General features: G+C 71.5%; 17 protein-coding genes and 3 pseudogenes. 11 read left to right on the top strand and 9 right to left on the bottom strand.

What is annotated here, in order from left to right; translation table 11 throughout:
- Positions 1-282, bottom strand: a pseudogene (locus AB0B58_RS25145) (phosphoketolase); the annotation flags it as partial.
- Between the two features lie 726 nt (positions 283-1,008).
- Between AB0B58_RS25145 and AB0B58_RS25150 the strand changes: the two are divergent.
- Positions 1,009-1,392 (top strand): hypothetical protein, encoded by a 384-nt coding sequence (locus AB0B58_RS25150; RefSeq protein WP_360228114.1) that lies wholly within the window; start codon positions 1,009-1,011, stop codon positions 1,390-1,392.
- A gap of 71 nt (positions 1,393-1,463) precedes the next feature.
- Here AB0B58_RS25150 and AB0B58_RS25155 read toward each other — a convergent pair whose 3' ends face one another.
- From AB0B58_RS25155 to AB0B58_RS25180, 6 genes and pseudogenes are all read right to left on the bottom strand, one after another.
- Positions 1,464-2,153, bottom strand: coding sequence for a CBS domain-containing protein (locus tag AB0B58_RS25155; RefSeq protein WP_360228117.1), 690 nt, complete (start codon positions 2,151-2,153; stop codon positions 1,464-1,466).
- A gap of 190 nt (positions 2,154-2,343) precedes the next feature.
- A pseudogene (locus tag AB0B58_RS25160) lies at positions 2,344-2,642 on the bottom strand (type I glyceraldehyde-3-phosphate dehydrogenase); the annotation flags it as partial.
- Between the two features lie 464 nt (positions 2,643-3,106).
- Positions 3,107-4,033 (bottom strand): universal stress protein, encoded by a 927-nt coding sequence (locus tag AB0B58_RS25165; protein WP_360228119.1) that lies wholly within the window; start codon positions 4,031-4,033, stop codon positions 3,107-3,109.
- Positions 4,034-4,098: 65 nt separating this feature from the next.
- Positions 4,099-5,169, bottom strand: a complete 1,071-nt coding sequence (locus AB0B58_RS25170) for an Acg family FMN-binding oxidoreductase (protein ID WP_360228122.1) — start codon at positions 5,167-5,169, stop codon at positions 4,099-4,101.
- Between the two features lie 392 nt (positions 5,170-5,561).
- Complete coding sequence (locus tag AB0B58_RS25175) at positions 5,562-6,014, bottom strand: universal stress protein (protein WP_360228125.1); 453 nt, start codon at positions 6,012-6,014, stop codon at positions 5,562-5,564.
- A gap of 64 nt (positions 6,015-6,078) precedes the next feature.
- Positions 6,079-7,077: an Acg family FMN-binding oxidoreductase gene (locus tag AB0B58_RS25180; RefSeq protein WP_360228128.1), complete on the bottom strand. Its 999-nt coding sequence runs from the start codon at positions 7,075-7,077 to the stop codon at positions 6,079-6,081.
- Between the two features lie 217 nt (positions 7,078-7,294).
- On the opposite strand from AB0B58_RS25180, the gene AB0B58_RS25185 reads away from it, so the two are divergent.
- Positions 7,295-7,765, top strand: a complete 471-nt coding sequence (locus AB0B58_RS25185) for a universal stress protein (protein WP_360228131.1) — start codon at positions 7,295-7,297, stop codon at positions 7,763-7,765.
- A gap of 28 nt (positions 7,766-7,793) precedes the next feature.
- On the top strand, positions 7,794-9,506 hold the full coding sequence (gene sulP / locus AB0B58_RS25190) for a sulfate permease (protein ID WP_360228134.1): 1,713 nt from the start codon (positions 7,794-7,796) through the stop codon (positions 9,504-9,506).
- A 98-nt stretch (positions 9,507-9,604) separates the two neighbouring features.
- Here the strand turns inward: sulP and AB0B58_RS25195 are convergent, their stop codons facing one another.
- Positions 9,605-9,904, bottom strand: a complete 300-nt coding sequence (locus AB0B58_RS25195; protein ID WP_360228137.1) for a hypothetical protein — start codon at positions 9,902-9,904, stop codon at positions 9,605-9,607.
- Between the two features lie 459 nt (positions 9,905-10,363).
- On the opposite strand from AB0B58_RS25195, the pseudogene AB0B58_RS25200 reads away from it, so the two are divergent.
- Positions 10,364-10,732: pseudogene (locus AB0B58_RS25200) on the top strand (site-2 protease family protein); the annotation flags it as partial.
- A gap of 109 nt (positions 10,733-10,841) precedes the next feature.
- A complete protein-coding gene (locus AB0B58_RS25205) occupies positions 10,842-11,258 on the top strand; it encodes a CBS domain-containing protein (RefSeq protein ID WP_360228140.1) in 417 nt (138 codons plus the stop codon).
- A gap of 295 nt (positions 11,259-11,553) precedes the next feature.
- On the opposite strand, the gene AB0B58_RS25210 is transcribed toward AB0B58_RS25205, so the two are convergent.
- Entirely contained in the window at positions 11,554-11,721 is a 168-nt protein-coding gene (locus AB0B58_RS25210; protein ID WP_360228143.1) for a hypothetical protein, read from the bottom strand.
- Between the two features lie 554 nt (positions 11,722-12,275).
- Here AB0B58_RS25210 and AB0B58_RS25215 point away from each other — a divergent pair.
- From AB0B58_RS25215 to AB0B58_RS25240, 6 genes are read left to right on the top strand one after another with little or no spacing between them, the layout of a single operon-like run.
- Positions 12,276-13,409, top strand: coding sequence for a 4Fe-4S dicluster domain-containing protein (locus tag AB0B58_RS25215; protein ID WP_360228146.1), 1,134 nt, complete (start codon positions 12,276-12,278; stop codon positions 13,407-13,409).
- Positions 13,406-13,885 carry a cyclic nucleotide-binding domain-containing protein gene (locus AB0B58_RS25220; protein ID WP_360228149.1) on the top strand — a complete coding sequence of 160 codons (480 nt, stop codon included), beginning with the start codon at positions 13,406-13,408 and terminating at the stop codon, positions 13,883-13,885. Before AB0B58_RS25215 ends, AB0B58_RS25220 begins: the two co-directional genes overlap by 4 nt.
- Positions 13,882-14,739 carry an FAD/NAD(P)-binding protein gene (locus tag AB0B58_RS25225; protein WP_360228152.1) on the top strand — a complete coding sequence of 286 codons (858 nt, stop codon included), beginning with the start codon at positions 13,882-13,884 and terminating at the stop codon, positions 14,737-14,739. The genes AB0B58_RS25220 and AB0B58_RS25225 overlap by 4 nt, the downstream gene beginning before the upstream one ends.
- Positions 14,739-15,566: an oxidoreductase gene (locus AB0B58_RS25230; protein WP_360228155.1), complete on the top strand. Its 828-nt coding sequence runs from the start codon at positions 14,739-14,741 to the stop codon at positions 15,564-15,566. Before AB0B58_RS25225 ends, AB0B58_RS25230 begins: the two co-directional genes overlap by 1 nt.
- The gene (locus AB0B58_RS25235; RefSeq protein WP_360228158.1) at positions 15,563-16,861 is read left to right on the top strand and encodes a Ni/Fe hydrogenase subunit alpha; all 1,299 of its coding nucleotides are present in this window, start codon (positions 15,563-15,565) and stop codon (positions 16,859-16,861) included. Before AB0B58_RS25230 ends, AB0B58_RS25235 begins: the two co-directional genes overlap by 4 nt.
- The gene (locus AB0B58_RS25240) at positions 16,858-17,334 is read left to right on the top strand and encodes a hydrogenase maturation protease (protein WP_360228161.1); all 477 of its coding nucleotides are present in this window, start codon (positions 16,858-16,860) and stop codon (positions 17,332-17,334) included. Before AB0B58_RS25235 ends, AB0B58_RS25240 begins: the two co-directional genes overlap by 4 nt.

A 17,334-nucleotide genomic window follows, 5' to 3' on the forward strand; every position in this document is an offset into this window, starting at 1 on the left:
GATGTCGGTGTAGGTGCCCTCCAGGTAGCCGGCGGCGACCAGCGCCGGGCCGCCGTGGCCGGGACCCGCGAGATAGATGGCCTGCTGACCGGTGTGGCGGATCAGCCGGGACACATGTGCGTAGATCAGCGACAGACCTGGGCTCGTCCCCCAGTGTCCGAGCAGGCGCGGCTTGATGTGCTCGGCGGTCAGCGGCTCGCGTAGCAGCGGATTGCCCCGCAGGTAGATCTGCCCGATGGTCAGATAGTTGTTCGCCCGCCACCAGGCGTCCAGCTGAGCGATCTCCGCCTCGTTCGGGGCAGCGAGGACTCGGGCCCTCTCGTCGTCAGCGCGGGTGGCGACCGGGTTGTCCGATATGGCGGTCACGTCAGTTCCTTTCGGGAGGGCAGAGCTCCGACCGTTCCGTCTCACCGTAGGTCCGCTGTGATCACACGGTCAGGGGCCAAGGGCGCCAACGGCGGGTCGTCCGGCCCGCGCGGGCGGGACCTTCGCCAGGGCCGTTCGGCTCTGGCGGGCACGAACGCCGCCCGGCCTCCACCGGCCCGCTGCCGGCACCGCCGCGGACGCGGTGGCCGGGTCGGCCGATCAGAACGAAAGCATCCCGCTGACCAGCGCCTGCCAGGTCATCGGCCCAACAATGCCATCGGCTGCCATCGAAGATCGACCCCCTTTCCTGGATGAAATGAGCTGCGACAGGGCCGGGCGTCCCCTCCTCTGTGTGCACCTCAGGCGAGCGAACCGGGATCGGACGCGGCAGCGGTGCCGCGACCAGGAGCTCGTTGCCGGTACGCGGGACGTTCGGCCCAACGATTCGTTGCGTTCGCCGCTGCCGTTCGCACCGCCCATGCCACACGCTCGACATGGCGGACCGGCAGCCAGAGCCGAGGGAGGTTCACCATGAACATGCGGGGAATTCAGATCCGCGACGCGTCCACCGGAGATCTGGTCAGAATCTGTCGCGGGCCGACCCCCTCCGGGACATGCCCACTAGCCCGGAAGAACGGTGTCGTGCCATGTGCCGGTTACCTGATCTCGCCGCCCGGCGCGGACCGCCGGTTCTGGCCACTGACGGTGCCGCGCAATCACCGATACTGCGAGCTGGGATGGAGCGCTCGGGCCCTGTCCTGCCTGGCGGAGGCCGAGGCCTGCCGGAAGAAGTGGGACGCCGGCGCGGCCCGGGAGACCGAGCGGGTCTTCGCCAGGGCCGCCGCCAAGGATCCTCGGTACAGGAAGATGACAACCCGCGAACTGAAGACGACAGGACTGTGGCGCTGGCGCCTGTCCACCTCCGCCATCCAACTGGCGAAGTCGGAAGAGAAGCATCGGGAACGGGCCCGCGTCTACCTGAAGTTCGCCGAGTTCCGGCGGCTGTCCACCCTCCAGCTTCGCTGAATCGCTCGGCACCCACCACCGACGTCCGTTCTTCACGGGGCGCTCCCACCGACGCTCAGGCACGGCGTACGTCAGGCGAGACCGGTTCCCAAGTGGATGCCACGGACGTGGCGGTCGTCGAAGCGGTACTCCAGGGAGGACGTCACGTCGACGACGCCGGGGACCTGCCGGCTCAGCCTTACGGCGATGTCCATCGACGACCACCGGTCGACCCGGCCGGACAGGGTGACGACGCCGTTGACCACTGCCACGTCTACCGTCGCCGATTCCTCGGGCAGGACGGTACACAGGACATCGGTCTCGACGGCGGCGAGGATCTCCTGGTCCGTCCGCAGGTGCACCTTGAGCAGGTCGGCGCGGGAGACGATGCCGGCGAGGCGACCGAGATCGTCGATAACCGGCAGCCGCTTGACGCCTTCGCTGTCCATCTGTCGGGCAGCGGCGGTGATCGAGGCGCCGGCGAACGTCACGACGGCCGGCGCACTCATCAGGTCAGCCGGCGTCCGGCCCAGGGCCTTACGGCGTTCGCCTCGCCGGCGCGACCCGTCGAAGATCCGGGGGGCCTCGTCACCGCCGTACTCGATCTTGCGAAGCAGGTCGGCCTCGGACACGACCCCGATCACGCGGTGGAAGTCGTCGACGACCGGGACGGCGCTGAATCGTTTCCCGATGAGCAGGTCCACCACATCTCGATAGGAAGCACTCTCATCAACGGACTCGACCGCCACGGTCATCACGTCGCCCACAGTCCAGGTCTTCATCGCGTCACCCTCCCTCGGACTCTCTGCCCTGACCGTAGGGGGCGGCAGTTCGGGCGGAGCAGGGCCGAAGGTCCTGATCGGACGGGACGCGTACCCGCGGGTACCGAAGGCGGGCGCGCCCTAAGGTCCGCTCGCCCGAACCTGCCGCACTGCCGCTACCCCGACCGTGCCGGCCGCGGCGCGCACGTCCTCACCTCCGCGCCATCAGCCTCGTCAGGTCGACGAGGCGGTTGGTGTAGCCCCACTCGTTGTCGTAGCAGCCAAACATTTTGGCCAGCCGCCCCTGCGCCTGGGTCAGACGGGCGTCGAAGACGCACGACGCCGGGTCGCAAACGACGTCGGTGGAGACCAAGGGCGCTTCGGCGTAGCGGATGCCCTGCATCGGCCCATCCGCGATGGCCGCGGCGGCTACGACCTCGTTGATCCGGTCGGCCGTGACGTCGGAATGATGTTGACGCTCGCCGCGCGGGCGCGGCGCGGATCCTTGTGCGTGGTGGTCAGATATCCCTGCTCGATCCGCTCAGCGGCATGGTCCGGGTGCCCATCGGGCGGACGGGTTGCCCCCTTGCCGATTTACCGCCCTGTCACGATCCGCGCCGAGATGTCGTGTCGCCGGCAGCGTCCTACCAGGTCCGGACGGGATGACGCCCACCGGCGGGCGCTCCTGGCTGCCCGTGGCGGGGAGGCGAGAACGCGTTGTCCGTGATCGGCGCGCTCTCCAGCACATCCGCCACCTGAGGCTTTCACCCCAATACCGATGGGCTCAATTCCATACTTCTCGCATGCCCGCCACGCCACCAGGGTCTTCGGTCCCGTCTTAGGCAGCGTCTTCAGGCCGAGGCCGGAGTGGGCCTTTCGGCCCTGATCCCGGCATCCGACGAAGCGCACCGCCTGATCCGATCACGGCCGAAGGGTCCGTCGCGAACAGCACCGGCCCCGTTCGGCCGCCAGGATCACCCGACCAGAAAGATCGGGCAGTACGCGTGTTGCAGCAGGGTCCGGCTGACCGAGCCGAGGAGCGTCACTGGGCTTCCGGCTACGCTGTGCCGGCCGAGCACGAGCGCGGCCGCACGGTTCGAGGCGTCGGTGAGAGCGGCCTGCGGGTCGGCGTCGATCGTCCGGTGATGCACCCGGACGCCCTCCACCATCTCGAGGCGGTCGGCCGGGGCGGCACTCGGGTCGGCGTGCAGCAATACCAGCTCACACCCGCGGGCGCGGGCCTCTGCCAGAGCGAACCCGGCCACCGGCGTGAGCAACCCCGGCTGGTCGGCGCCGACGACGATCGGGCGTTCGCCGAATCCGGGTCCCGGCGGCCACCCGGGAATCCGGACGACCAGGACCGGCCCCGTATGTTGTGCGGCCACCCTTTCGCCGACGCTGAGCCCGACCGCGGTGTACGCGGTGCCGTGCCGGTGCCCGACGACGACCAGAGTCGCGGTCGCCGCCTCGGCGAGCAGCAGCTGGGGCGCCGAACCGACGGCGAGCGTGCTGGTCACCACCAACGAGGGCGAGCAGGCGTGCACGCGTTCGGTGAACCGCTGCAGCAGCTGGGCGCCGGCGTCGCGGGAGGGTGGCCGCAGACCGCCCGCCCGCTGCACATGGACGATCCGCAGGGCCCAGCCACGCAATTCGGCCTCGATCGCGGCGTGGTCGACGGCCGTATAACTGACCGGCGTCTCGTCCGCGCCGACCAGAACAACCCCGGTCGTGGTGCCGGGCGGGACGGTCGGCCGGATCGGGGCCGAGACGGCCTCCTCCGCGCGGTAGCCGGCCGCGCCCAGGTATCGATTGATGGCCTCACCGTACCGATTGAGGTGGCCAGCATCCGCGCTCTGGCGCATGCTGTCCTGTTGCACGCTGTGTGTTTCGAGGCTCTTCATGGCCGACCTCCCGAGCGCTTAGGTCTCCGTTCCAGCACACCGCGACTACGGCCCGCGTACCAGGGTCATTGGACCCGTCCGCCCGGGTACCGTCGATCAACTCGCGCACGTGATTCCGCCCGTTGCCCGGGTTGCGGCGCCGCGTCCACGGCCGGTCCTGCCGGCGCCGGTTCCGCTCTACGGAGCATGACGTCGGCGAGCCCGCGCCGGGGCGTCACGCCGACCGCCTTGCCGTGGCCGACCCTCAACACCATCTGCGCGATCCGGCCGCCGGCCGGATCGGTGAGCTGCCGCCGCAGCTCGGGCACCTCCACCGGCTGGCTGATCGGCGTGGTCGACAGGTTCTGCCAGGTCGCCGTGAGCAGCACCCGCTGCAGGGCCTGCCCGGCCAGCACCCAGTCGGCCCGGTCGTCGCCGTCCGTGCTGAGCACCAGGAGCGTCGGATAGGGCTCGAACTTCTCGGTCGGCCGTGGCAGCGGCACGGACTCGGCGAAGTCCCGTATCGGCACCGCTTCCAGGGCGTCCCATGGCCCGACCGCCCACATCGGGACGCCGTCGTGCCGGACACCGGTGCCAGACCAGCGCGCCAGTTCCGCGCGGTAGCCCGGGCGGACCCGCAGCCACTGGTCGGCCTCCCTGGCGAGGCGCAGGATGCTCTCCCGGCTGGCCGGCGGTGCCACCGTAAGCGTGGCGCCCTCGCGGCGGGCGGCGTCCGCGAGGTGATCGAGGACGTCGTCCGGCACGGGCGTGTGAGCGAAGGGGAACCGGTTGGTGTGCCGGTGCGGCACGGCGGCGACGAGCGCCTCCACGGCCGGCGTCGCCGCCGCCGGCCCGGCCACAAAGACACGGGCGACCAGATCGGGTTCCTCCCGATCGGGGAACGTCGCCGAGCGGCACCGATAACCTGCCCCCCGGATGGCCAGGCGCAGGGTGAAGATCGCCGCGCCGACGCTGATCAGTTGCTCGCGCCCATCCGGGTCCAGGACCGGCAGGCGGCGGCTCGGGTCGGCGTGCACCTCGACCGCAGGCCCGCCGATCCGGAACAGCCAGGGCTGGCTGTTGTGCAGGGACGGCGCCGCGGTGGCCATGCGCACGCAGTCGGTGAGGACCTGCCGCGACGGTGAAATGGCAGTCATCGTATGCCTCCTCCTACCCGAATGGCCCACTACACGGACCGGTCACCTCCACCTCACTCCGACGGCCGCGGCCGGGACCAGGGTCTTTGGTCCCCGCCGTAGCACCGCGCCGGGGAGCCACCGCTCAGAATCGGGCTCCCCGCCCTCCTTCCGAGTTCCGCGGCGACCGACCGGGACCAGGCCCGAACCCTCTCGGGATTGCGGAAGTCACCGGCATGGCCCCTCCCGCGCCAGGACGCCGATGCAGCCGTAGGCCTCGGAGGTCATCCGACCACCGAACGTCACGGGGCAGGGTGAGTGTCGGCAGGGTCGTCCGCCCCCATGCGTGAGGTCAGGCGGGCCGACCGGCCGCCGCCGTCCGGCACGATCAACACCCGGATGCGGGCTTCCACTCAGCTCTTCCCGCGCACGACGACGACCGGGCAGCGCGCGTGCTGGGCGCAGTGCTGGCTCACCGAGCCGAGCAGAGTGCCGGCGAACGCGCCGTGCCCGCGGGAGCCCACCACGAGCAGCGCGGCGTGGGCGGACGCGTCGATCAACACCTGGGCCGGGTGTCCCGGCATCACGCTCTCCACCACCTTGACATCCGGCCCGTCGAAGCCGACGGCCTCCACCACGGACTCGTGGAGCAGCTTTGCCATGGCGGTTTCTAGGCCGTCGTAGGGGATCGCCGCCCAACCGATGTAACTTGGTATCTCCCATGCGATGACGGCGCGTATCCGCCCTCCGGTCAGCCGTGCCTGTGCGAGCGCCCACCGCAGGGCCGCCTGGGCCGGCAGGGAACCGTCCACGCCGACGATGATGTCGGTGTCCCGCAGGTCCTCGGAAATCTGCTCGTGTGTCATGTCGTCCCCCTCGTTGCCTCCATCACACCTCGGTTCGCGGGGCAGCGATCAGGGCCGGAGGACCTCACCCGGCCGGGACCATCGCCGATGTGTGCGGGCCGGGCAGGAGCACCTCGGCGATCGGCCGCCGCCGCGTCGCGTCCGTCTTCCCGCCGTAGCCGACCCTGAGCACCATCTGCACCGACAGGCCGGTGGCCGGATCGAGCAACATCCGCCGCGCCCACGGCACTTCGAGCGGCTGGCTGATCGGCGTGGTGGCCAGGCCCTTCCAGGTCGCGGTGAGCAGCACCCGCTGCAGCGCCTGGCCGGCCCGGATCCAGTCCGGCCACCGATCGCCGGCAGTGGCCAGCACCAGGATCGTCGGGTACGGCTCGAACGGTGCGCTGCGTCGCGGTTCGGACGACGACTCGGCGAAGTCGCGGGTGGGGATCGCGTCGTTCTCGTCCCGCAGACCGGCCGCCCAGCGCGGCACGCCGTCGTGCCGCGTCCCGCCGGCGGTCCATCGGGCCAGCTCCTCGCGGCGGCCCGGCCGATCGCGCAGCCAGCGGTCCGCCGAGCGAGCCAACCTCAGGATCGCTTCGCGCCCGGCCGGGTGTGCCACCGCGAGGACGGCCCGCTCCCGGCGCGCGGCTGCACGGAGGGCATCGAGAATGTCCGCGGCCACGGGTGTCTCCGCGAACGGCCACCGGTTGGTGTGCCGACGCCCGATGGCAGCGGCCAGCGCTCGCACGGCCGTGGAGGGCGCGGCCGCATGAGCCAGGGTCACCCGCGCCGCCAGGTCCGGCTCGGCCGGCTCCGGGAAGATGTTGACGTCGGACCGGTATCCGGCCCGCCGGATCGCCAGGCGCAGAGTGAAGACGGCGGCGCCGACACTGATCAGCTGTTCGCGTCCGCTCGGGTCCAGCACGCGCAGGCGGCGGCCGGGATCGGCGTACACGTCGACCATCGCTCCGCGCGGCCGGAACCGCCAGGGCTGGCTGTTGTGCAGGGAGGGAGCCTCGGTCGCGGTCCGCACGCAATCAAGAAGAACGCACCGCGGCGGCTGGACGGGAATCGTGCTCATCGGTCCTCCACAACGATCGCCTCACTGCACTGGTCCGCCCTCACGGTAGGAGCGCTCCCGACGGCCGATGCAGGGCCGGAGGTCCCGACCCTCCGGGGCGCACGAGGTCCGGCCGGCCGGCGCAGCGGGACCTCCGGCCCTGACGAGCCGTACGCGGTAGAGGCACGGTGGGAGGTGTTGCCGTCCTTCTGCCGGGCGGCCTTCGAAGGGAGGAGCCATGACTACTCGGTATCTGATCGTGGTCGGGGTGGACGGATCGGAAGGCGGTCAGCGAGCGCTCGACTGGGCGGTCCGCGAGGCGGACGCCCGAGGAGGCGCCGTTCAGGCCGTCACCGCCTGGTCGTGGGACGGGCTGGAGTTCGGACCGGTCACCGCGACGAACCCCACGGAGGCCAAGGAGCGGGCCACGCGCCTGCTCGACGACGAGATCCGGGCGCTGGTAGCGCGGCACGGCTCACACGTCCCGGTCGCCGCCGAGGTTGTCGAGGGAAGCCCCGGCGCCGCGCTGGCACACGCCGGCCGCACCGCCGACCTGCTGGTGTTGGGTAGCCACGGCAGCAGCCGGATCCGTCACACGGTGCTCGGCTCCGTCAGCGAGGAGTGCATCCGCAAGGCGACCTGCCCTGTGGTCGTCATCCCCGTGCGGCTCCCGGCTCTTCCCGACGCCGAACCGGTGCCGCGGCGGTAACCGCCGGGGCCTCGCCGACAATGGCGAGGTGACGAGATCACCATTGCTCGATAGGTGGACGCCCGGGCTCGCCGATCTCTTGGCCTACCGGCGTGCCTGGCTGCGCGGTGACGTCCTGGCCGGCGCCACCGTGGCGGCGTACCTGGTGCCCCAGGTACTCGCGTATGCCTCGATCGCCGGGTTACCACCGGTGGCCGGGCTGTGGGCCACGGTTCCGGCCTTGGCCGCGTACGCGCTGCTCGGCACGTCGCGCACGTTGTCGGTCGGCCCCGAGTCGACAACGGCCCTGATGACGGCCGCGGTGGTCGGACCAATCGCCGCTGGCGACCCGGTCCGGTACGCGGGCCTCGCGGCCGAGCTGGCGATCATCGTGGGTGTGCTCTGCCTGGCCGGCCGCCTGCTCCGGCTGGGTTTCGTCGCGGACCTGCTGTCCCGGCCGATCCTGGTGGGCTACCTCGCCGGGGTGGCGCTGATCATGATCGCCGGTCAGCTCGGAAAGTTGACCGGCGTACCGGTTCAGGGCAAGGCGTTCTTCGAGCAGGTCGCCTCGTTCGTCACTCATCTGTCCACCATTCAGGCTGCAACCGCCGCGTTGGCGGTGGTGGTGCTCGTGTTCCTCTTCGCCCTCCAGCGTTGGCTGCCTGCCGCCCCGGCGCCGCTGCTGGCGGTGCTGCTCGCCACCGGCGCAACCGCGGTGACCGGCTGGCAGCAGTACGGGATCCGGGTGCTGGGGGAGATTCCGTCCGGCGTGCCGGCTCCCGCCCTGCCGCCGTTCGGCGACCTGGCGGAGCTGCTGCTGCCCGCACTGGGCGTGCTGCTGGTCGGTTACACCGACACCATCCTCACCGCCCGGTCATTCGCCGACCGGGCGCGGGCGGGCGAGCCCACCCGCCCGGTCGACGCCAACCAGGAACTGGTCGCGCTGGGGTTCGCAAACGTGGGCGCCGGCCTGGTACACGGATTCCCGGTCAGCAGCAGCGGTAGCCGCACCGCTCTGGCCGACGCGGCCGGCGGCCGCTCGCAGCTCTATTCGCTTGTCACCCTCGTTCTCGTCGTGGCCACCCTGCTCTTTCTAGGTCCTGCCTTGGCAGGCCTCCCGACGGCGGTCCTCGGCGCCATCGTGGTGTACGCCGCGGTCCGGCTCGTCGACCTCGCCGGATTCCGCCGGCTCGCCGCGTTCCGGCGCAGCGAGCTGCTGCTCGCCCTCGGGGCACTCGCCGGAGTGCTGGTCTTCGACATCCTGATCGGTATCCTGCTCGCCGTCGGGCTGTCGGTGGCGGAGATGCTCGCCCGCGTGGCCCGGCCCCACGACGCCGTCCAGGGCTTCGTACCGGATCTCGCCGGCATGCACGACATCGACGATTATCCCCAGGCGCACACGGTTCCCGGGCTGGTCGTGTACCGGTACGACTCCCCGTTGTTCTTCGCCAACGCCCAGGACTTCCACCGGCGGGCGCTGGCCGCCGTGGACAACCAGCCAGAACCCGTCCGTTGGTTCGTCCTCAACATGGAGAGCAACGTCGAGGTCGACATCACCGCGCTGGACGCGCTGGAGGCGCTGCGCCGCGAGATCGTCGACCACGGCACCGTGTTCGCCCTCGCCCGGGTCAAGCAGGACCTGCTGGATCAGTTGGAGTCCTTCGGCCTGGCCGCTGCCGTGGGTAGGGACCGGATCTTCCCCACCCTGCCCACCGCGGTCACCGCCTACCGACGGTGGCGCGACGGCGAACCGGCCGAGTAGGCGCTGGTTTCGACCTCCAGCCTGTCGAACATCCTGACCGCCGCGTCATCGGGAGGAACGCCAGGTCGGCGTCGCTCGTGCGGTCCGTCCGGGACCGTTCACGCATCCGCGGGTCCGATCTCCGGCGGCACCGCCATGGGGTGTCGTTCGTCGTCCCGGACGGCGAGTCCCTCGATTGCGCGCCGATACCGGTCCGCGTTGATCTCGCCGGAGACGAGCTGAGCGACCAGCACGCCCTCGAGACTCTCCGGCCGGCCGGCGGCCGAGTCGCCCGGCTGCCTCGCGCTCGTGTCCCCGCCGGCTGCCGTACGGGCCGGCTCGGTCGAGAGACCGGGCAAGCTCCACGCGAGCACGCAGATCAAGGCGAAGGCCGCGGTGATCGCGATGAAGTAGAACATCCCCCTCAACCTCCTGGACACTATGCTCGTCGGCCGGCCCCGATGGTCGGCAGTGACATAGGTCCTCAGGGATGACGCCGAAGTACCCGCCGGATGCCGAGGACCGTCGCCGTTCCGTGCCGTGTGCGTCGTCAGGACCTACGGCCCTGACGACAGACGAGGCTGCGAGCGATGCTTGCCATGAGCCCACCGGGTGCCGGGAGTACGGCGACCGGAGAACAGCAGGACGGCCGGCGAGCCGCCAGACCCACCGTCGTCAAGACGGGCGCCCGGCCGCCGCAGCCGGGGCACCCGGCGGGCCGGACGGAGGGAGCCAGTCATGTTCGCCCATGCCGGTGACCAGGTTGGCCGGTCCGCTCCTCGGCACGGTCAGCCAACACCGGCTGGCCGGGTGTGCGACCGCCATGGCCCGGCCCGCGCTGGTCGACGCCGCATCGTAGGGATGAAGGGGTGAATGTGATGCGGCAATCGGTGCGGCTCGGCCGACTGCACGGCATCCCGGTGGGATTGCACTGGTCGACGGTGGTAGTCCTGCTGCTGCTCGTCCAACTGCTCGCGGCGAGCACGCTGCCCGCCGCCACCGGCTATCGCCCGGCAGCCTATTGGCTCGCCGCCGCCGGCTTCGCGGGCCTGTTCCTTGGCGGATTGCTGGCGCACGAGTACGCACATGCACGCGTCGCTCAGCACTACGGCATTCGCGTCCGGTCGATCACGCTGTGGATGCTGGGCGGGGTGTCCGAGCTCGACGACGAGCCGCCGCACCCCCGCGCGGACCTGCTGATATCGCTGGCCGGTCCCGCCGCCAGCCTGGTCACGGCCGTCGTTTCCCTCGCGCTGGCCGAACTGGCCGGTGTCGCCGGGGTGCATCTCGTGTCGGCCGGTTTCGTCTGGCTCGCCGTGGTCAACGGCATCCTCGCGGTCTTCAATCTGCTACCTGATGTCGTCGCCTGCGGTGTGCGGATACGCGGGGCAGACGGTCTCGGACTTCCTGGCCCGCGTCGCCGCCACGCATCCCCACCGCTGCTACCCGGTCGTCGACATCGACGGCCGCCTCTTCGGGCTGATCACGATGCCGACGCTCGCCCGGGTCGCCGCCAAGGAGCGTGCCGCGGTGCGCCTCGCGGAGCTGTCCATCCCCGTCGCCGAGCTACGCGTCGCTCAGCGGAACACTCCGGCCACGGATCCGGCGGCACTACCCGCCGACCCTCTGCGGTTCACCGTCGTCCTCGACGGATCACGGCCGTGCGGCGTGCTGACCACCGGCGACCTGAGCCACGGCCTGGCCGTCGCCCGCCGGGGCGAGACACCGGACCGCTCCGCCGGCCCACTCGACGATGCGCTCCTGGAAGGGTGACGGTCCGGGTCATCCGATGCGGACGGCCGCCCAGCGCAGCTGCACAGCCTCGGCGCCCTCGGCGGGCAACCAGCCGGCCAGGCCCCGCAGATTCCACAGGTTGTCGCCATCACTCCGCGCTCGGCGCAGTCCAGCCCGTCGCCGGGATGAACCTGGCGTCCGTACGGCGAACGGGCCACGATCTCCAGCGCCTCGGCTAGCCCGGGACAGGCGGCGAGCTCACGGGCGGCGGTGACGCCCATCCGCCGGCGTGCCATCGCGGTGGCCCGGACGCTTCCGGCGACCCAGCCCGCGCTCATGGCGCCGGGCCCATGCCGGCGCCGTTGCCGCGCTCACGCGTCGCGACATCGCGCCGCACCCGCGCGACGACATCGTTCACCAGACCGGGAAGCCGTCCTGCGGCACAACGGGTGATCTCCTCGGCCGTCGCGCCCGAAACCGCCTCGTCGGCCGCGAGGTCCACCTCGGCGCGCCGTCGCCGCCGCGCGTTCGGCCCTGCACCGCGCCGTACGCCTGAGCGACCATCGGTCTGCCGCCCCGGTCAGGGCCACAGGCCCCCGCGCCGCGGGACCTTCGCCTTTACCGCCCGGACTCGTCGCCGGAGGGAATTTCCGCACCAGACAGACCTCACGCCGCGGTACATAGGTGCAGATACGGCCGGATCACACGGTGCCGGAGCACTGCGACGCCCGGGACCTTTGCCCCTGTCCTTGTCCATCGGCGGCTCACTACGTTCGACGAGACGAGTGTCCGCAGCAGTGTGCAGGACCCGAAGAGGCCGACATGTCGATGTCCGGAGCAGATTCCTTCGAGTGGATCCGCACCGATGCCGTCCGGGCCGGGCCGCCGCCCGGCAGGCTATGGCGAACGTGGCACCGGCTCGGGATCGCACCTCCCCCGGGTCGGCATCATCGCTGCCGCAGCACGAACGGCCGCTGGACGCCCGGCGACCGGCAGCACCGAGGCCGGTGAGGTGACCGTGGGGCGGCCGGCCATCGACTTTCCGAAGGAGGCACCATGCCACCGGTGCTGATCGAGGCGACGGCCCTGCCGACGCTGTTCGACGTGCTGCACGCGGACGGCTACACCATCGTCGGTCCCACCGCCCGCGACGGAGCGATCGTCGTCGCCGAACTGGAGTCGGCGGCCGAGCTGCCGTACGGCATCGGTGTCGACACCGAGGCGGGCCGCTACCGGCTGCGCGACCGCGACGACCGGGCCGCGTTCGGCCACTCCGCCGGGCCGCAGTCGTGGAAGAGTGTCCTGCACCCGGCGCGCGCCCCGCTGTGGTCGGCCGACCGTGGCGCCGACGGCACGGTGGTGGTGACCGAACCAGAGGAGCAGCACCGGCGGTACGCGCTGCTCGGCGTGCGCCCCTGCGACCTCGCCGCGATCGGCATCCTGGACCGCGTCCTCGCCGGCGGGCGGCACGCGGATCCGGTCTACGCGGGATGCCGGGACGGCAATCTGATCATCGCCGTCGAGTGCACCGAGCCCGGCGCCACCTGCTTCTGCACGTCAATGGGTACCGGCCCGCACGCCGGCTCGGGTTTCGATCTCGCCATGATCGAGCTGGTGAACGGCGACGAGCACCGCTTCCTCGTCCGCTCCGGCACCCCGGCCGGGGCCGAGGTGCTGGCCCGGATTCCCGGGCGGCCGGCCGACGACGCGAGCATCGACCGCGCAAGCGGGGCCGTCTCGGCCGCGGCGACCCGGATGGGACGCACGATGCCAGCACAGGGGCTGCCGGATCTGCTCGCCGCCGCCCGGGAGTCGCCACACTGGGACGACGTCGCCTCGCGGTGTCTGACCTGCGGCAACTGCACGATGGTCTGCCCGACGTGCTTCTGCACGACCACGGAGGACGTCACCGACCTCACCGGCGACCACGCGGAGCGCTGGCGTCGCTGGGACTCCTGCTTCGACCTGGACTTCTCCTACCTGCACGGCGGCAGCGTGCGCACGAGCGGCCAGGCGCGGTACCGCCAGTGGATCAGCCACAAGCTCGGCACCTGGCACGACCAGTTCGGCTCGTCCGGCTGTGTCGGGTGTGGCCGCTGCATCGCCTGGTGCCCGACCGGCATCGACATCACCGAGGAGATCACCACGCTGTCCGTTCTGCACCCGACCGGCGAGGACGAGCCGCGATGACCGACGACGTGGTCGACCGGGTGGCAGCCTTGCCGTTCTTCGCCGCGCTGAACCCGCAGCAGCTGCGGCAGCTGTGCGAAGCCGGTATGCCGGCGTCGTACCAGCCCGGCGAACGCATCTTCGCCGAGGGCGGCACCGCGGACCGGTTCTGGCTCATCGAGACGGGCGACGTCGCGCTGGACATCCGGGTGCCGGGCCGCGGCGACCAGGTCATCGAGACCCTCGCGGGCGGGGCGGTCCTGGGCTGGTCGTGGCTTCATCCGCCGTACCGATGGCAGTTCGGCGCGAGCGCGCGCGAGCGGGTCGAGGCCATCGCGTTCGACGCCGCCACGGTGCGGGATCGCTGCGATGCCGATCCGGTCTTCGGGTACGCGATGTTGCGCCTCTTCACCCCGGTCATCACCGAGCGGCTGCAGGCCACCCGCCTGCGCCTGCTGGACCTGTACGCCACCGCCGCGCAGGTCGGACGGCCATGAGCACCTCGGCAGCACCGGCGATGGTCGGCTCGGCGGTGCCTCAGCCGTACCGGGTGGTGTCCCGCCGCGTCGACACCGCAGACACCGTCACGTTCGAGCTGGCACATGACGCCGGGCCGTTGCCGGCGTTCGCGCCGGGCCAGTTCGCGATGCTGACCGCGTACGGGATCGGTGAGGTGCCGATCTCGCTCAGCGGCCTGCCGGACCCGGACGACGACCGGGCCCGGCGTCTGACGCACACCCTGCGGGCCGTCGGCGCGGTCACCCGGGCCCTGCACGCCACCGCACCGGGCGCGACGATCGGTGTCCGCGGCCCGTTCGGCACCTCCTGGGACGTCGAGTCGGCCGCGGGCCGGGACGTGGTGATCGTCGCCGGCGGCATCGGGCTGGCGCCGGTCCGTCCGGTGCTGCACGCCGTCCTGGCCGACCGGGCCCGGTACGGCAACGTGGTGCTGCTGGTGGGGGCGCGGACACCGGCCGACCTGCTGTACCCGGACGAACTGCTTCGCTGGCGCGAGTCCGGCGTGCAGCTCGGGGTCACCGTCGACCGGCCCGCGGACGGCTGGATCGGCCAGGTCGGGGTGGTCCCCGCGCTGATCCCGCACGCCCGCTTCGACCCGGCCAACAGCGTGGCGTTCGTCTGCGGTCCCGAGGTGATGATGCGATTCACCGCCCAGGCGCTGATCGGCCGCGGCCTGCCCGCCTCGCGGCTACGGGTCTCGCTGGAACGCAACATGCGCTGCGGGGTGGGCTGGTGCGGGCACTGCCAGCTCGGACCGCTACTGCTGTGCCGCGACGGGCCGGTCGTCGACTACGCCCGCGCGGAACCGCTGATGAACATCCGGGAGCTGTGATGGGAACCGACGCGGCGACACCGACACTTGCGGTCTGGAAGTTCGCCTCCTGCGACGGCTGTCAGCTCAGCCTGCTCGACTGCGAGGATGAGCTGCTCGCGGTGGCGGACCGGGTACGGATCGCCCACTTCCTCGAGGCCAGCCGGCACGTGGAGCCAGGCCCGTACGACGTGTCCCTGGTCGAGGGTTCCATCACCACTGCGGACGACGTCGAACGCATCCACCGGGTCCGCGAGATGTCCCGCACCCTGGTCACCATCGGCGCCTGCGCCACCGCGGGCGGCGTGCAGGCGCTGCGCAACTTCGCCGACGTCGACGAGTTCCGATCGGTCGTGTACGCCCGCCCGGAGTACGTGTCGACACTGGCCACCTCCACCCCGATCGCCGCGCACGTCGACGTCGACTACGAACTGCACGGCTGCCCGATAGACCGCCGCCAGCTGCTCGAGGTGATCACCGCCCTGCTGGTCGGACGCCGCCCGAACATTCCGGCGCACAGCGTCTGCTTCGAGTGCAAGCAGCGCGGCAACGTCTGCGTGGTGGTCGCGCACGGGACACCGTGCCTGGGCCCGGTCACCCACGCCGGCTGCGGCGCGATCTGCCCGGCCTACCAGCGCGGCTGCTACGGCTGCTTCGGCCCGATGGAGACCCCGAACGGCGCCGCCGAGGCGGGTCTGCTGCGCGCCACCGGCATGTCCGAGGCCGACGTGGTCCGCGCCTACCGCACCTACAACGCCGGGGCGCCCGCATTCATCGAGCTCTCCCGGATCACCGTCGGACCACCGCCGGGCGCCGGCCCGCAGGACGTACCGGAGGAGAAGCGATGACGCACCGCTCCGATCGGACCCTGGACGTGCGGGCCCTGGCCCGCGTCGAGGGCGAGGGCGCGATGCACGTACGTGTGCGCGGCGGCGCCGTCGAGGAGGTCCGGCTGGACATCTACGAGCCGCCCCGCTTCTTCGAGGCGCTGCTGCGCGGGCGCCGGCACACCGAACCGCCGGACATCACCGCACGGATCTGCGGGATCTGCCCGGTCGCGTACCAGCTGAGTGCGTGTGCGGCCATCGAGGACGCCTGCGGGGTGACGGTCGAACCGGGGGTGGCCGACCTGCGTCGCCTGCTCTACTGCGGTGAGTGGATCGAAAGCCACACGCTGCACATCTACCTGTTGCACGCGCCGGACTTCCTCGGCTACCCGAGCGCCCTCGAGCTGGCCAAGGACCGCCGCGACGTGGTGGAACGCGGCCTGGCCCTGAAGAAGGCCGGCAACGAGATCGTGGAGGTGCTGGGCGGGCGGGCCATCCATCCGGTCAACGTGCGGGTGGGCGGCTTCTACCGGACCCCGACCCGCCGGGAGCTGGCGCCGCTGCGCGGGAACCTCCGGATCGCGCTGGACCAGGCGCTGGACACGGTGCGCTGGGTCGCGGGCTTCGACTTCCCGGACTTCCACCACGACCACGAGATGCTCGCGCTGACGACCCCGGGGCGGTACGCCATCGAGTCGGGCAGCGTGGCAACCACGGCCGCCCTGGATTTCGCCGTGCAGCGTTTCGAGGACCACATCATCGAGGAACACGTGCCGCACTCCACCGCCCTGCACGCCCAGCTGGCCGGTCGCGGCCGTTACGTCGTCGGTCCCACGGCCCGCTACACCCTGAACCGGCGATGGCTGTCACCGCTGGCGCTCGAGGCGGCGGACGCGGCCGGGCTGGGCGACGACTGCCGCAACCCGTACCGCAGCATCCTGGTCCGCGCGGTCGAGACGGTCTACGCACTCGACGAGGCGATACGGCTGATCGAGGAGTACGAGCCGCCGGGCCGGCCCTTCGTCGAGGTCCCGCCGCGGGAGGCGATCGGGTTCGGTGCGACGGAGGCGCCGCGCGGAATCCTGTTCCACCGGTACGGCCTGGACGCCGACGGCTTGATCACCTCGGCCCGCATCGTCCCGCCGACCTCGCAGAACCAGGCGAGCATCGAGGACGACCTGCGCCGCTTCGTCGGCAGCCGGCTGGACCTGGACGACGAGCGCCTCACCTGGCAGTGCGAGCAGGCCATCCGCAACTACGACCCGTGCATCTCCTGCTCGACGCACTTCCTCGATCTCACGGTGGAGCGACGATGAACGGCACCGGCCGGCGGGTGGTGATCGGCGTCGGCAACGACTACCGCCGCGACGACGGATTCGGTCCGCTGGTCGTCGCCGGGCTGACCGCACGGCAGAACTCCGACCGCCGCCTGGCGGCGGTCGACCTGCGGGTCAGCGACGGCGAGCCCACCAGGCTCATCGACCTGTGGACCGGCGCCGACATCGCCGTGATCGTCGACGCGGTGCTCGACGACGGCCACCACAGCGGACACCGCCACGAGCTCGTCCTCGATGCGCTGGAGGAGCTGCCCGAGGAAGGCGCGGCCAGTTCCCACGGCATCAGCCTGGGCAGCACGGTGGCGCTCGCGCGGGCGCTGGACAGGCTGCCGCGCCGGCTGGTCGTGCTCGCCGTCTCCGGATCGGAGTTCGGCTTCGGCCAAGGTCTTACCCCACCGGTCGCCGCCGCGGTCCCGCCGGTCATCGAACGAGCCTGCGAACTCGTGGGCTGA

The organism is Actinoplanes sp. NPDC049118 (assembly GCF_040648555.1).
In the GTDB taxonomy this organism is placed as follows: Bacteria; Actinomycetota; Actinomycetes; order Mycobacteriales; family Micromonosporaceae; genus Actinoplanes.

Excerpts from the sequence above, each read along its gene's own strand:
- AB0B58_RS25155 (WP_360228117.1), bottom strand. The coding sequence starts at position 2,153 with ATGAAGACCTGGACTGTGGGCGACGTGATGACCGTGGCGGTCGAGTCC.
- AB0B58_RS25165 (WP_360228119.1), bottom strand. The coding sequence starts at position 4,033 with ATGAAGAGCCTCGAAACACACAGCGTGCAACAGGACAGCATGCGCCAG.
- AB0B58_RS25170 (WP_360228122.1), bottom strand. The coding sequence starts at position 5,169 with ATGACTGCCATTTCACCGTCGCGGCAGGTCCTCACCGACTGCGTGCGC.
- AB0B58_RS25175 (WP_360228125.1), bottom strand. The coding sequence starts at position 6,014 with ATGACACACGAGCAGATTTCCGAGGACCTGCGGGACACCGACATCATC.
- AB0B58_RS25180 (WP_360228128.1), bottom strand. The coding sequence starts at position 7,077 with ATGAGCACGATTCCCGTCCAGCCGCCGCGGTGCGTTCTTCTTGATTGC.
- AB0B58_RS25185 (WP_360228131.1), top strand. The coding sequence starts at position 7,295 with ATGACTACTCGGTATCTGATCGTGGTCGGGGTGGACGGATCGGAAGGC.
- AB0B58_RS25195 (WP_360228137.1), bottom strand. The coding sequence starts at position 9,904 with ATGTTCTACTTCATCGCGATCACCGCGGCCTTCGCCTTGATCTGCGTG.
- AB0B58_RS25205 (WP_360228140.1), top strand. The coding sequence starts at position 10,842 with ATGTCGTCGCCTGCGGTGTGCGGATACGCGGGGCAGACGGTCTCGGAC.
- AB0B58_RS25215 (WP_360228146.1), top strand. The coding sequence starts at position 12,276 with ATGCCACCGGTGCTGATCGAGGCGACGGCCCTGCCGACGCTGTTCGAC.
- AB0B58_RS25220 (WP_360228149.1), top strand. The coding sequence starts at position 13,406 with ATGACCGACGACGTGGTCGACCGGGTGGCAGCCTTGCCGTTCTTCGCC.
- AB0B58_RS25225 (WP_360228152.1), top strand. The coding sequence starts at position 13,882 with ATGAGCACCTCGGCAGCACCGGCGATGGTCGGCTCGGCGGTGCCTCAG.
- AB0B58_RS25230 (WP_360228155.1), top strand. The coding sequence starts at position 14,739 with ATGGGAACCGACGCGGCGACACCGACACTTGCGGTCTGGAAGTTCGCC.
- AB0B58_RS25235 (WP_360228158.1), top strand. The coding sequence starts at position 15,563 with ATGACGCACCGCTCCGATCGGACCCTGGACGTGCGGGCCCTGGCCCGC.
- AB0B58_RS25240 (WP_360228161.1), top strand. The coding sequence starts at position 16,858 with ATGAACGGCACCGGCCGGCGGGTGGTGATCGGCGTCGGCAACGACTAC.